Origin of the sequence: Halomonas sp. A3H3 (assembly GCF_000982975.1) — a bacterium.
GTDB classification, from domain to species: Bacteria; Pseudomonadota; Gammaproteobacteria; order Pseudomonadales; family Halomonadaceae; genus Vreelandella; species Vreelandella titanicae.
Genome location: NZ_HG423343.1, coordinates 3,841,452 through 3,853,355, shown reverse-complemented (window position 1 = coordinate 3,853,355; position 11,904 = coordinate 3,841,452). Strand labels below are relative to the sequence as shown.

The following is an 11,904-nucleotide window of genomic DNA, read 5'->3' as shown; positions in this document are numbered from 1 at the left end:
GGTCATGATTCAGCCCACCCAGCCCCAGGGAGCTGTTTTCCTGCCTGCTCAGCGGCCCGCCAAACTGAATCGCCCACCTTTGGTTCTGTGCGTTGGCGCGGCATCGTGTAATAACTCTCAATCAACGGCACAGCAGGCAGTTCAACAGTGCCAAACGCCGTCAGCCTGTAGGCGTAGCCTGGGGCACGCTCGACAAACTCCTGTTCTACTAAGGCATCACACGCAACGCGGATCTCATGCAGCGATACCGGCAGTTTGTAGGAATGCGCCAGCGCCGTGAGGTGAGCCGGGCTGCTGGATGACATTCCCAGCAGGCGCAGTACGATATTTTGATGGTCGATGGGCTTAAGCGTGGGCATGGGAATCTACCTCCAGATCCTGGCATTCAACCTCACCCGCCTCAGGGTCGCCGCCGTCGATGCGCACAAGCTGCTTTTCATGGAAAACAGCAATCCCCGGCACATCAGGATGCTCACAATCCCATTCACCAAGCAGCGTTCGCTCGCCTTCCAGCGTCGGCTCCCCTGGTGGGCAGCGATCAATGACCCGGCATTGAGTCCAAGCAAGCTCAGGCTTGCGGATGGAATAGGTCACGTAGGCCAGACACCCCGGCTCGATACTCCTAGTCGCCATTACGCAGCCTCCCTAGCAAGCTTTTCAAAGTGGAATTCCACGCGAATATCGGTCTCCACGATCAACCCATGTTTCTTAGCCATGCGGTACGTGGGCGCGTTACGATCCAGCGCACCAACGTAGCCAGCCAGCACATCGCGCCATTGCTCTAGTGTGTATGTCGCTTTGGAGAGATTGCAGGGCGCGCAAGCGGGCATAAAATTATCAATAGCGTGGTTTTCGGGCCTATCTGCACCCACTAGGCGCGTCTTATATCCAGGCGATCCATCCCGGTATAACTCATGACGCCGAAGCACAGCCTTGACGTGGTCGGCATGCCAGCGCTGGCCTAACTCTTCGCCGCAGTAAGCGCAGCAGCCGTCGAACATGCCGAAGAGCACAGCGCGCTCAGCTTTTGTTAATCGCTTCACGACACCACCCCCTTAGCCGCTTCCACCGCCAGCGCCTTGCCGCTTTCAGTCAGCCCCAACACCTGGCGCGCTGGGGAGTCGGCACTCATGCCCGCCACCTCGATGTATTTCAGGTCGAGCAGCTCACGGCAGCGGCCGCAAATGCTGGCTAGCGGTAAGCCGGTCGCATCGGCTAGCTGGTTGCGGGTCATGGGGCCTTTGCTCACCAGCGAGGCAGTCACCAGCCCACGCGAGGCGCTAAGCTTGCCTGAACGGCGGTGATCGCTGAATGCGGCTTGCTTAACTTCATTGCCGCTCGGCTGGAATGCAGTATTCATGGTTAACGTCCTCCCAGGGCGGCGCGTAGGCAGCGCATCCCTTGCTCTGAATTCATCCGGTGAGGCATGCCCGCCGCCTCGGCGCGCTGCTGGGCGGCTTCGCGGCTGGCGCGTTCTGCCCGTTCAGCGCGGTTCAACTGGCTGTCATGGCCAATCAACGTGCGAGCCTGCAGCTGCTCGCCTGCCATTACACGGTTAACCAGAGCGGCGTACTCTTTCCGGAAACGGCGCTCCATGCGGTCGGTGCGGCTTTCGCCCCCGCCGTGGGTCAGATCCCACCAGCCAACAGCTTGCCCTGCCATGCGTACGGCTTCATGGCTCCAGCGATGCCGCCCAGGCTGGTGAGCGTTTGCGGTGACTTCGCGCCATGCCTCGGCTTCACTGGGCAGCCCCAGGTCTTCCGGTTTTGGCTGGCACATCGCGGCAAAGGCGATTGGCGTCGGTGGCCATGCCTCGTCATTGGCTCGAGCTGCGTCCTGAACCTGCTGGCGCACACGGCGCAGGCCTAACGCCAACTGCGCAGGCTGGACTTGCTGCAGCTCTGCCCACCACGCACCGGTTTCATCGAATGCGCCCCACTGGCTGACAAACTTGCTCGCGAACATCTCACCCATGGCGTTGAACAGGTTGTCGATGTCAGTGGCGGTCAGTACTGGCCCATTCGCCGTCGAACGTTCGCCCTGGCGGCTCTGGCGCTCTGCCTTCGTGGGCTGCTCGCGCTTCCTGAGCGGTGAGACGGCGTTTTGGAGTGCTGTTGCGGCGGTTTGCATGGTGGCCTCCGGCAGTGGCTACGGCGGTTTGTTGGCGTTGTTGGTTCTCAAATACCCAGCGCACGAATCGGCGTGTCCAATCGGCGTGGGTATTGGTTCGCCCTGGCTGGGCGGCGAAGTGTTCGCGGAAGTCGAGCAGCGCGGCGTGTACGTTGGCATCCGGCGCCAGCCCTCGCTGCCAGCAGGAAGCGGCATAGGTTTCCGGTTCTGGTTCCCAGTCCAGGTGCATGGCAGTTTTGCGGGGCTGGGTCAGATCGTCGGCAGCGGGTTCGCCGTCGTCGGCTTGCTGGGCGGCTTGCTCGAAAACGTTCGGCGGGGGTGCCGTTCGTCCTGGCGGCTCGTGATCTTCACGCCCGCCAGAGAGAGAGGGGGTTAGAGTCCTATTGGTAGAGTCAAGGGGTGTCACCGGTGTCACCCTCCCCCTGTCACCGGTGTCACCCTCCCCTGTCAAATTGTCACCCTCGGTGGGTGTCAGATTGTCACCCTCCTCTGAATTGCCAGATATAGAGGGGGTGTCAGATTGACACCCTACAAAAAGGCCATCGACCGCCAGAAAATAGCGGTTGCTCATCTGCCTACCGTTCTTCGCTTGGCGGCTTTCGACCATCACCAAGCCATGCTTTTCAAGCAGGTCGATAGCGCGCTGCACACTGCGCACCGAGCAGCCCATTTCAAGCGACATGGTATTGATGGACGGCCAACTGGCGTGCTGCTCATCGGCGTAGTCAGCCAGCAGCATCAGCGCCAGCCTTGCAGGGGCTTTGACGGAATCAGGGAAGGACTTGAGCGACTGACGCGCCCAGTGCATTGCGTGCAGACTCATGATGCACCCCTGTCAGCTCGTATATCTGCATCTTTCTGGCGCTGCTTGGCTTCTAAGGCATCCGCCAGCCAGCGCAGCCACACCACAGCCTCGCGTTGAGGAGTGTTGGGTGGAAACAATACATAGGGCGCCACCAAAGCAGGCTCAATCACAGGAACAGCGGCAGCGGACTTAGGATTGGCTAATCGCCCAATTAGATAACCTGTTGCTATTCCCATGACATTGCTGGCTAACAGCGGGATTAGCTCGCTCATACCCACCCCCAAAACACTGTACGCACAAACAGAGCCACAGCGCTGGCGGTGCTGTTTAGCGTGAATGCATATACTGGAATCATTACGGCGCCACCTGCATATCAGCGAACAGATCAGGGCGTAGAGTGCGGCGAGTAAGTGCACCACCAGTCGCCTCCTCTAAACGCTTAGCCATATCGGCACTAGGTTGGCGCTCATACACCAGAACTTGGCGTAGATACTCGGCAGTGGTTCCAGCGCTCAACGCGATAGATTCACGCTGAGAAACAGATAGAGACTTCCAATAGCTACGGTTCGAGCTTTCTTGTTTCGAGCTTTGGCCCATTACTGCGCCCTCTTAAGTACCAATTTGGTACATAGTAGCTCGCTTCTTATGTACCGTAAAGGGACTGTACCTATAGAGTACAGTTAGCGTTCAATATGGACATGAAAGAAATCGCTCAAATACGTCTTGAAAACGCCCGTGAGCTTGCAAAACAAGCAGGCGGAACCACGCAATTTGCTGCGAGGGTAGATCGTGAGCCCACGCAAATGAGTAGAATAATGGGCGCAAACCCTACCAAGGGCATTGGTAGCAAGATGGCGCGCCATATTGAATCGTGCTTCGGAAAGCCTTCAGGCTGGTTAGATTACGATCACAGCAACGGCATTAGCGAGGATGCTGGCGCTTATCACTCAAACACTGCGCCAGTTGCGCAGCCTATCCGCTATTTCCGCTATCCTGTCGTGTCTGCAATCCAGGCGGGACAGTTCGCTGAAAGCGTAGTGCCCTACCCATCAGGCATGGAAGATCGTCATGAGACAACCGACTATAAAGCCAAAGGCCAAGCATTTTGGTTAGAGGTAAAAGGTGACTCAATGACAGCGCCAGCGGGAGTAAAACCAAGCATTCCAGAGGGCTCTCTGGTGCTAGTTGATACAGGCATCGAAGCAGCGCCGGGTAAGCTAGTGGTGGCCCAGCTGGACGAAAGCAACGAAGCCACGTTTAAAAAACTAATTGAAGAAAGCGGGCAGAAATACCTTAAGGCCCTCAATCCTGCCTACCCGCTCATACACTGCAACGGAAACTGTAGGATTATCGGCGTTGCCGTTAAGATGCAAATGAGCCTCTAAACCTCTCAGGAATCAAGCGCCGCCTAGACAGGCGGTTTTTTTGTGTTTGCAATGTACCTAAAAAGAACACTCCCACCCTTGACTATGTACCATAAAGGTACTTAAATGGTTCTTAACAGAACACGAGCAAGGGCAAAACAATGCAAATCACAAACGGTAATTGGCAGGCAAAGATCAATCCTGTGCGCGGCAGTCTCGGCTTCACCCGTACTGAAGCCATGGACATGATGCTGCTGGCCGCAGGCAACACCTACAAAGAGATTGCCAAGGCCACCGGACGCTCACCCAAGACCGTGCGCGGCAGCATCGAAAAGGGCTATCACAAGCTGGGCGTTTACAAAGCCGCTGGCGCCGTAGCCGAGGCCATGAAACGCGGATGGATCGCCCCGCTGCTCGTCGCCCTGCTGATCAGCGGCATCAACCCCGACATGGACGCGATGCGCCACCGCCAGCCAACCCGTACCCGCACCCATAGCAGCGTCACCGCGCGGATCAGTCAGCGCCTGAATGGGAGCCTTTACGCATGAGTATTCACGAGAAAACCCTCAAGCAGCTAGTGCGCAATCAAGTGCACGAAGTGGCCAACATCGTGATGGACATGAACCTCATCCAGGGCCGTCACGTCGAGATGCGCATTTTCCCGGGCGGCGTTTCAGTCACAGAAGAACGGGACGGCTGTGAGCCTCGCTTTGCCTCTGCCTCTCTGCCCCCGTTAGCAATGCCCGAAACAGCGCTGAATAACGTGGAGAGCTTGCTTGCACGCCTTCGCGGCCATTGGCGTTGGCAAGGCGGTGCCCAATGAACCACGTCATCAGCCTCAAGTTCGTCATCAATCACTGGCGCCTGTTCGCCATGCAAGACGGCTACACCCTGCACGGCACCGTGATTTATGCCGAGACCGTCCTGGGTGGCGGCTACCTGCCCGCCTTCATCGGCAAGGAAGGCACCAAGATCATCGTCCGCATGGCCGTGCCGCTCCCCACCGAGCTAGCCGCCCGTAACGCGCTGCGCAATGTGCTGTGGGGTGCTCACGTAGAACAGCGCATCAACCTACACGCCAATCCCGCATTAGCCGCACAGGAGCTAGCCGCATGAGCACACAAGCCACCAAATTCGTATGGGCGGGAGCCCTGGTTATCGCGCTGCTCGTGATGGGCCAGCTTGACCAGGGCGAAGCACGAGAGCAAGCCGACTGGCTGACCACCTACTGCACCGATGCGGCGGTATGGGCAGCCGAAGAAGCCCGCGGCGTGCCGCTAGAGCTACGCACCGGCCAGCCCGACTACAAGGGCATTGCAGCAGACAGTTGCCCGGGTATGCGCCCAGCAGGGCCAGCGCTGCCGCAATCCAACTACCAGATTGTTCAGCATTAGGAGCCACACATGGCCACCGTAAACGTTGATGTAGAAGTTGATCTCGATGATTTCGACACCGAAGACCTTCTTGATGAGCTGAAAAGCCGTGGTAGCAACGCCTCAGGCGTAGGACTTGTTGAAGGGTATGACCCTGTAAGCGGGAAAGGCACGGCAGAGCTAGCAGATGCACTGTTTGAAGCGCGCAGGAACGGCAACGACGAACGCGCTTTAGAGCTAGTTGATCGCCTCATTTACGCCGCTTTAGGCCGAATCATCTAGGGAATCACATGATTGACCAAGCCGCATTCGACCGAATTTTCAAACAGCCAGCGCCAGCTAAGGGCTCTGACCAGAACAAGCAAGGAGACAAATAAATGTCAGCTAACGAGCAGTTTGCAGAAATGTTTAAGCCAGCAACGCAGGCCACTGGCGATGAAGAAATGATGCGCGTCGTACTCCGTGCCCAGGAATACCACCAGCAAGTGCGCGACCAGATCGAAGGCATCATTGCCATGAAGGATAAGGGTATTCGCCTGGGTGAAGAAAGCCAGTTTGAAGCGGGTAGCGATCTACACAAGGGCTTTTTAACGGGCCTGCAAATTGCCCTGCACTTGATGGGCGAATTCCCGATCAAGGTTGAGGAAGCCTGCGACGCAGAAGAGGACGCCTAACATGTGGTTCAAAAACCTAACCCTCTACCGCCTGCATGCTGTCGTTGAAGTCAGTGCCGAACAGATAGCCGAGCAAATGGCGTGCTACGCCGCCAAGCCCCTGGGCAATGCCGACGCCCGCCGTATTGGCTGGGCAGCGCCAGCGGGTCGCCTGGGTGGCGGGCAGTTGATTCATGAGATCCAAGGCCACCGCTTGATAAGCGCCCTACGCCAAGAGCGCCTGCTTCCCGCCTCAGTCGTGAAAGAGGAAGTCGACGAGCAAGTAGCCGAGATCGAAGCCAGCGAGGGCCGCAAGGTCACACGCAAAGAGAAAACGGCACTCAAAGAACAGGTCACCGAGAACTTGCTCCCTCGCGCTTTCGTGCGCAGCCAGAAGATAGACCTTTGGTGGGACACCGAGCGCCAGCTGATCGGCGTCAACACCAGCAGCCGCGCACGCGCTGAGGACGTACTCGACCTGCTGCGTGAAACGCTGGGCAGCCTAAAGGTCACACCGCTATCCACGCAAACGCTGCCCATCCGCGCCATGACCACATGGGTAGACGATGCAGCCAGCCGCCCTGCCGATCTCCAGCTAGGCGACAACGTAGAGCTGAAAGCGAAAGGCGATGACGGCGTGGTACGCGCACGCCAGGTGGATCTCGACAGCGACGAAATGCAGCAGCTGCTCGAAAGCGGGCGCCAAGCCAGCAAGCTAGCGCTGAGTATCGAGGGGCAGCTTTCCTTCATCCTGCATGACGATCTAGCGCTTAAGTCGATTCGCTTTGGTGATGCCCTCATCGAGGAAGCCGACCACACAGACGATGGCGACGACGCTCTAGCCCGCTTTGAAACCGACTTCATCCTAATGGCGGGCAGTTTGCGCACCAATGTGGAGCGGCTAGTGGAATGGCTGGGCGGCGAGACTCAGCGGGAGCCAACCAGCAATGCATGACCCCATCATGACAACCGACCCACACACGGGCGAGCAGATCGAGCTAAACAGGCTTGCTCAGCGCTACCAGCTGCCCAAGGGCACCGTTTACAGCCGCCACCTCGCGGGCAAGCGAGGCATGGATCTCATTGCCCACCAAAAGCGCGGCAGCGTCAGCGACGCCGTTCGCGAACGCCAAGAGCAAGAGGCCCGTGCTAGCTACATCGAGCAGGCCAAACGCTCACCGCTAGCGCGCCCGCTGAACCATATTGCCGACGCCGGGAAAATGATCGGAGGTGAGCAGCATGCCTAACCCATCCATCGACCCCGAAAAGCTCCTGGAGCTATGCCGCCAACGCCAGAACGATGGCGGCGTCACCCTCACCTGGCCTAGCATGCTGCAGATCGTTGAGCAGCTACGCCTAAGCAATGCCCTGGTAGCCAAGCTGGAGGCAATCGACAGCAAGCGCCAGCTGCACGCCCACCAAAAGTGGGCAGAGGCTAATGTCGCGCTGGATAAGTACAAGGAGGGCTGCCAGTGAGCAACCAACGCCCAAGCACAGAGCCCTTCATGTATTCGCCCAAAGCCTGCGTGAGCTGCCTGCAATACCAGCACCTTGGCTTTGATGAAGACAAGCACTGCCCGTTTCAGCAGCGTTCGTCGTTACAACAAAAGCCAAGCCGCACGCCTTACGGCCGGTGCGATCGCCATGGTGTGCAGGTGTTTGCTACCCAGATTTGCAACGCCCACGCGCCAGATCCACACATTGAGTGCTTTGACGTTATCAATCGGCCAGAGCCACGGGTAGCGATTCAGGAGGGCATGGCGATATGAGCAACCTAAACCTCTTCGGCCATGAGCTCGTCGTTGATAATTTCGCTGGCGGGGGTGGCGCAAGTGAAGGCATCGAGCAGGCGCTAGGCCGCTCCGTTGATCTCGCAATTAACCACGACGCCACCGCAATCGCCGTGCACACCGCCAACCACCCAGGCAGCGAGCATTCAGTCGCGGACGTATGGGACGTAGACCCCGAGCAAGCCACTAACGGCATGCCCGTTGGGCTGGCATGGTTTAGCCCTGACTGCCGCCACCACAGCAAGGCCAAAGGCGGGCGCCCTGTATCAAAAAGCGTGCGCGGGCTGGCGTGGGTAGCCGCTCGCTGGGCGGCGAAAGTAAAGCCGCGGGTGATCGTTCTGGAGAACGTCGAGGAGTTTCAAGACTGGGGCCCATTGATTAAAGGTGCAGACGGGAAGGTGCGCCCTGACCCCGCACGCAAGGGCCAGACCTTCCGTGGATTCGTGAGCTGCTTAAAGCGCCATGGCTACCAGGTAGACTGGCGACTGCTGCGCGCCTGCGACTATGGCGCGCCAACCATCCGTAAGCGGCTGTTTCTTATCGCTCGCCGTGACGGCCTGCCGATCACCTGGCCGAAGCCAACGCACGCCGACCCGAAAACGCCCGCCGTCCAGCGTGGCAAGCTCAAGGCGTGGCGCAGCGCCGCTGAATGTATTGATTGGTCGCTGCCCTGCCCCTCGATTTTCGACCGTAAAAAGCCGCTGGCCACTGCCACGCTAAACCGGATCGCCAAGGGCGTGATGCGCTATGTCGTGAACCACCAGCAGCCGTTTATCGTGAAGCTGAACCACACGGCAGACTATTACACGCCCTTCCGTGGTCAGTCGCTGCTGCAGCCGCTGCAAACGATCACCACCTCACCTGGCTATGCTCTGGTGACACCGTTCGTTACCGAGTGCGCGAACGCCAGCAGCCAGCGCAACATGCCTGCCGATGAACCGCTACGCACGCAGTGCGCCCAGGTGAAAGGCGGGCACTTCGCCTTGGTATCGGCGTTCCTCGCCAAGCACTACACCGGCGTCGTCGGTGCCGATCTGCGCGACCCACTACCAACGGTCACCACCACAGACCATAACGCAGTGGTCAGCGCCTTCATGATCAATATGAAAGGAAGCCACCGCAGCGCTATCGATGCACGGTCACCGCTCAACACCATTTGCGCCAGCACCACACACGCCTACCTAACGGCGGCATTCCTGGCGCCCTACTACGGCAGTGGTTCCGGCGAGACTGGCCGCGACCTGCGCCAGCCTGCGCCTACGATCACTACTAAAGACCGCTTCCAGTTGGTCACCGTCACTATCGATGGCGAGACATACATAGTCGTAGACATTGGCATGCGCATGCTTCAGCCGCATGAGCTTTCTAAGGCTACCGGCTTCCCTAAGCACTACCAGTTCGCCCACATCGACGGCAAGCCGCTAGCCAAGCACAAACAAGTCCGGCTGATCGGTAACAGCGTATGTCCACCCCTTGCCCGGGCAATTGTAGAAGCCAACTTCACACACGAACAGCGGTTCATGCCGCTAAGCGAGGTCGCGTAATGTACGGCACTGATAAAGACAGCGTGGTAGTAAATGGCCTTCTCCAATGCCTAGTGAATATTGGGAATGAAGTAGGCGTGTCACCAGAGGAACAGCTGAACGGGTCACTTGAGATCATCGCGGCTATCCGCAAGCTGAAAGGTGAGCGTGATGCATTGACGGCACATGTTAAGCGACTAACCAAAGCGGCCGATGCACTTACTTTTGGTCTGGTTCATGACAGCGATCCAGCATGGAAACCAAGCGAAGTCACGGAAAGCGCCTTTAGCGATGTGATGGATGCTACTTCATCAACTCCGGAAGCCAGTTGTTTGCACCGCGACCTTCTAAATCAGTCGGAAGGAATGAGAAAAGCCGCGCGGATCATAGAGCAGAAAGCTAATGCTTACGACGAAGAGCACGGCTCAACAGACCCCACAACGGGAACGCGTGAATACCCAGGCAATGGCGATGAGTATTACAACGAGCTTATGGAATTATCAGATGAACTTCGCCAGCAAGCCGACGGGGGTGCCTGATGAGCATTGAAATCAATGAACTGGAAAACGGCGGCAGCATCACGGTCGCGACCAAAGGCCATGTAGATCCTCAAAAGTTTGTTGAGGCATACGGGGCACGCTCTGGCGACCCTAAGGATGACTGGCCAAGCATTGAAGAGGTGCACCACGTCTATATGCGCAAGACGCCCCGGGATGGTTACGAATCCTGGTGGACGCAGTGTGAAAAGGGTCGAGGCGCATTTCCGGCAACGATCATGGGGCCTTTCTGATGACCCAGCAACCCACCCACACTCATAGAGAAGCCGGCGGGAAGTTTCACGAGATAGCCCAGCACCAGGGCACCGGCCCGCTTGAAGGCCAGTGGCTGGTCATCTTCCTCGACTTAATAGACGGCATTCAAAGCGCTACTACCCAAGCTGACTGGGTGCAGAACTGGCGGGAGATCGCCCCGGATGATTGCACCGTCTGCATGGGCACTGGATTCGACCACATCAAGAACAACAAGGAAATGCCCTGCGGTGGCTGCTACGGCCTGGGCAAAGTGTTGGAAACGGGCGAAGCCCCAAAGGAAATGTGGGAACTCGCCACGGTGGCCACCACGATCATCACGCGCCAAGAACATGAACTGCGCAGCCTTCGGCGCATCGCTCAAAACCCAGCGGTGCAAGCGCTCATCGAGCAGCAGCGCCAGCACGCGATAGACGAAAGCACCGCCCGCCAGGAACAGGAATGGCGTAGAGGCAAAGGCCACGGCCCGCACGGCCAGCGGCATACGGGAGACTGATGACATGGCAAAACTACTATCGATGAAGGCAGTGAGCGAGCGTGTCGGCTACAGCGAAAGCAAACTGTACGCGATGATACGTGAAGGGGAATTCCCGCCAGGGCGTAAGCTGGCCACAGGCGGTGTGCGGTGGCTGGAGTCTGACGTGGATGAGTGGATTATGCACGCATACGAGCAGGCACCAGAGGCGCGGCTGCGCCTTGCATGATGGCCTCGATATAATCGCTATACCACTGCAGCATCTCCCGCCGTTCTTTTAGATAGTCAGCATGGTTGTAAGCAGCGCGCACTTTGTCACCTGGCATGTGCGCCAGCTGCTTTTCAATCAAGTCACCGCGCCAGCCATGTTCATTCAACAACGTAGAGGCTGTCGATCGGAAGCCGTGACCGCTGAACTTGCCCTGCCAGCCCATACGCTCTAATGCTTTATTGATCGTCGTGTTGCTCATCGGCTTAGCCGGGTGCCGGTATGATGGAAACATCAAGGGCATGTGGCCGGTATAGCTGTGAAGCTCCTGAAGCAGTTCCACCACCTGTGTTGATAGCGGAACAACGTGAGGGCGCCGCATTTTCATACGCTCGCCAGGAATGCGCCATTCAGCGCGCATGAAGTCGACCTCCTCCCAACGGCCCTGCCTTAGCTCTCCTGTACGTAGCATTGTGCGCATCAGCACATGCATAGCTATGGCGTTGATTCGCCAGCCACCTTTAGTGTCGATCTGATTAGCGAGCGTGGCGAGATCTTCGGCAGCTAGTGACTTGCTGTGCTGTACCGGTGGGCGCTGCACCGCTCCCTCAATAGGTGCGGCTGGGTCGTGGTCAGCACGTAGTGTGCTAGCGGCGTAGCGGTATATCTGAGCAATCCATTGGCGTACCAACATAGCGATCGATGGCGCTCCGCGGGCCTCGACCTTTTGAACCAGCCGCAAAACATCGGCGGGCGTAACCTGGCGGATGTTTT

The 11,904-nt window shown here is 58.1% G+C and carries 25 protein-coding genes; 16 read left to right on the top strand and 9 right to left on the bottom strand.

The window, feature by feature from the left end; genetic code table 11:
* Positions 1 to 2 precede the first annotated feature (2 nt).
* From HALA3H3_RS17325 to HALA3H3_RS17290, 8 genes are all read right to left on the bottom strand, one after another.
* Entirely contained in the window at positions 3 to 359 is a 357-nt protein-coding gene (locus HALA3H3_RS17325) for a hypothetical protein (RefSeq protein WP_022522833.1), read from the bottom strand.
* Complete coding sequence (locus HALA3H3_RS17320; protein WP_022522832.1) at positions 346 to 633, bottom strand: hypothetical protein; 288 nt, start codon at positions 631 to 633, stop codon at positions 346 to 348. Before HALA3H3_RS17320 ends, HALA3H3_RS17325 begins: the two co-directional genes overlap by 14 nt.
* On the bottom strand, positions 633 to 1,043 hold the full coding sequence (locus tag HALA3H3_RS17315) for an HNH endonuclease (RefSeq protein ID WP_022522831.1): 411 nt from the start codon (positions 1,041 to 1,043) through the stop codon (positions 633 to 635). Before HALA3H3_RS17315 ends, HALA3H3_RS17320 begins: the two co-directional genes overlap by 1 nt.
* Positions 1,040 to 1,360, bottom strand: a complete 321-nt coding sequence (locus HALA3H3_RS17310) for a MarR family winged helix-turn-helix transcriptional regulator (protein WP_022522830.1) — start codon at positions 1,358 to 1,360, stop codon at positions 1,040 to 1,042. Before HALA3H3_RS17310 ends, HALA3H3_RS17315 begins: the two co-directional genes overlap by 4 nt.
* 2 nt (positions 1,361 to 1,362) lie before the next feature.
* Positions 1,363 to 1,965: a replication protein P gene (locus HALA3H3_RS26940; RefSeq protein WP_053857025.1), complete on the bottom strand. Its 603-nt coding sequence runs from the start codon at positions 1,963 to 1,965 to the stop codon at positions 1,363 to 1,365.
* Positions 1,966 to 1,996: 31 nt separating this feature from the next.
* Positions 1,997 to 2,953 carry a helix-turn-helix domain-containing protein gene (locus tag HALA3H3_RS17300; protein ID WP_022522828.1) on the bottom strand — a complete coding sequence of 319 codons (957 nt, stop codon included), beginning with the start codon at positions 2,951 to 2,953 and terminating at the stop codon, positions 1,997 to 1,999.
* The gene (locus tag HALA3H3_RS17295) at positions 2,950 to 3,207 is read right to left on the bottom strand and encodes a hypothetical protein (RefSeq protein ID WP_053857024.1); all 258 of its coding nucleotides are present in this window, start codon (positions 3,205 to 3,207) and stop codon (positions 2,950 to 2,952) included. Before HALA3H3_RS17295 ends, HALA3H3_RS17300 begins: the two co-directional genes overlap by 4 nt.
* Positions 3,208 to 3,289: 82 nt before the next feature.
* Positions 3,290 to 3,532, bottom strand: a complete 243-nt coding sequence (locus HALA3H3_RS17290) for a helix-turn-helix domain-containing protein (RefSeq protein WP_022522826.1) — start codon at positions 3,530 to 3,532, stop codon at positions 3,290 to 3,292.
* 95 nt (positions 3,533 to 3,627) lie between these two features.
* Between HALA3H3_RS17290 and HALA3H3_RS17285 the strand changes: the two genes are divergently transcribed.
* The 16 genes from HALA3H3_RS17285 (at position 3,628) to HALA3H3_RS26280 (ending at position 11,151) form a co-directional block, all read left to right on the top strand.
* The gene (locus HALA3H3_RS17285; protein ID WP_022522825.1) at positions 3,628 to 4,320 is read left to right on the top strand and encodes a LexA family protein; all 693 of its coding nucleotides are present in this window, start codon (positions 3,628 to 3,630) and stop codon (positions 4,318 to 4,320) included.
* Positions 4,321 to 4,460: 140 nt separating this feature from the next.
* Complete coding sequence (locus tag HALA3H3_RS17280) at positions 4,461 to 4,847, top strand: LuxR C-terminal-related transcriptional regulator (protein ID WP_022522824.1); 387 nt, start codon at positions 4,461 to 4,463, stop codon at positions 4,845 to 4,847.
* Complete coding sequence (locus HALA3H3_RS17275; RefSeq protein ID WP_022522823.1) at positions 4,844 to 5,122, top strand: hypothetical protein; 279 nt, start codon at positions 4,844 to 4,846, stop codon at positions 5,120 to 5,122. Before HALA3H3_RS17280 ends, HALA3H3_RS17275 begins: the two co-directional genes overlap by 4 nt.
* A complete protein-coding gene (locus HALA3H3_RS17270; RefSeq protein ID WP_022522822.1) occupies positions 5,119 to 5,415 on the top strand; it encodes a hypothetical protein in 297 nt (98 codons plus the stop codon). Before HALA3H3_RS17275 ends, HALA3H3_RS17270 begins: the two co-directional genes overlap by 4 nt.
* Positions 5,412 to 5,693: a hypothetical protein gene (locus HALA3H3_RS17265; protein ID WP_022522821.1), complete on the top strand. Its 282-nt coding sequence runs from the start codon at positions 5,412 to 5,414 to the stop codon at positions 5,691 to 5,693. Before HALA3H3_RS17270 ends, HALA3H3_RS17265 begins: the two co-directional genes overlap by 4 nt.
* A gap of 9 nt (positions 5,694 to 5,702) precedes the next feature.
* The gene (locus HALA3H3_RS17260; protein ID WP_022522820.1) at positions 5,703 to 5,954 is read left to right on the top strand and encodes a hypothetical protein; all 252 of its coding nucleotides are present in this window, start codon (positions 5,703 to 5,705) and stop codon (positions 5,952 to 5,954) included.
* A 95-nt stretch (positions 5,955 to 6,049) separates the two neighbouring features.
* The gene (locus tag HALA3H3_RS17255) at positions 6,050 to 6,346 is read left to right on the top strand and encodes a hypothetical protein (protein WP_022522819.1); all 297 of its coding nucleotides are present in this window, start codon (positions 6,050 to 6,052) and stop codon (positions 6,344 to 6,346) included.
* 1 nt (position 6,347) lies between these two features.
* Positions 6,348 to 7,280 carry a recombination-associated protein RdgC gene (locus HALA3H3_RS17250; RefSeq protein WP_022522817.1) on the top strand — a complete coding sequence of 311 codons (933 nt, stop codon included), beginning with the start codon at positions 6,348 to 6,350 and terminating at the stop codon, positions 7,278 to 7,280.
* Positions 7,273 to 7,572 carry a hypothetical protein gene (locus HALA3H3_RS17245; protein WP_022522816.1) on the top strand — a complete coding sequence of 100 codons (300 nt, stop codon included), beginning with the start codon at positions 7,273 to 7,275 and terminating at the stop codon, positions 7,570 to 7,572. The genes HALA3H3_RS17250 and HALA3H3_RS17245 overlap by 8 nt, the downstream gene beginning before the upstream one ends.
* Positions 7,565 to 7,801, top strand: coding sequence for a hypothetical protein (locus HALA3H3_RS26935; RefSeq protein WP_022522815.1), 237 nt, complete (start codon positions 7,565 to 7,567; stop codon positions 7,799 to 7,801). Before HALA3H3_RS17245 ends, HALA3H3_RS26935 begins: the two co-directional genes overlap by 8 nt.
* A complete protein-coding gene (locus tag HALA3H3_RS17235; RefSeq protein WP_053857023.1) occupies positions 7,798 to 8,094 on the top strand; it encodes a hypothetical protein in 297 nt (98 codons plus the stop codon). The genes HALA3H3_RS26935 and HALA3H3_RS17235 overlap by 4 nt, the downstream gene beginning before the upstream one ends.
* Positions 8,091 to 9,659 carry a DNA cytosine methyltransferase gene (locus HALA3H3_RS17230; protein WP_022522814.1) on the top strand — a complete coding sequence of 523 codons (1,569 nt, stop codon included), beginning with the start codon at positions 8,091 to 8,093 and terminating at the stop codon, positions 9,657 to 9,659. Before HALA3H3_RS17235 ends, HALA3H3_RS17230 begins: the two co-directional genes overlap by 4 nt.
* Positions 9,659 to 10,177, top strand: coding sequence for a hypothetical protein (locus HALA3H3_RS17225; RefSeq protein WP_022522813.1), 519 nt, complete (start codon positions 9,659 to 9,661; stop codon positions 10,175 to 10,177). The genes HALA3H3_RS17230 and HALA3H3_RS17225 overlap by 1 nt, the downstream gene beginning before the upstream one ends.
* Complete coding sequence (locus HALA3H3_RS17220) at positions 10,177 to 10,428, top strand: hypothetical protein (protein ID WP_022522812.1); 252 nt, start codon at positions 10,177 to 10,179, stop codon at positions 10,426 to 10,428. Before HALA3H3_RS17225 ends, HALA3H3_RS17220 begins: the two co-directional genes overlap by 1 nt.
* Complete coding sequence (locus tag HALA3H3_RS17215) at positions 10,428 to 10,943, top strand: hypothetical protein (RefSeq protein ID WP_022522811.1); 516 nt, start codon at positions 10,428 to 10,430, stop codon at positions 10,941 to 10,943. Before HALA3H3_RS17220 ends, HALA3H3_RS17215 begins: the two co-directional genes overlap by 1 nt.
* 4 nt (positions 10,944 to 10,947) lie before the next feature.
* Entirely contained in the window at positions 10,948 to 11,151 is a 204-nt protein-coding gene (locus tag HALA3H3_RS26280) for a helix-turn-helix transcriptional regulator (protein ID WP_022522810.1), read from the top strand.
* Here the strand turns inward: HALA3H3_RS26280 and HALA3H3_RS17210 are convergent.
* A partial coding sequence (locus tag HALA3H3_RS17210) for a tyrosine-type recombinase/integrase (RefSeq protein WP_158414249.1) occupies positions 11,102 to 11,904 on the bottom strand: 803 nt, incomplete at its 5' end. The two genes, HALA3H3_RS26280 and HALA3H3_RS17210, sit on opposite strands and share 50 nt — an antisense overlap.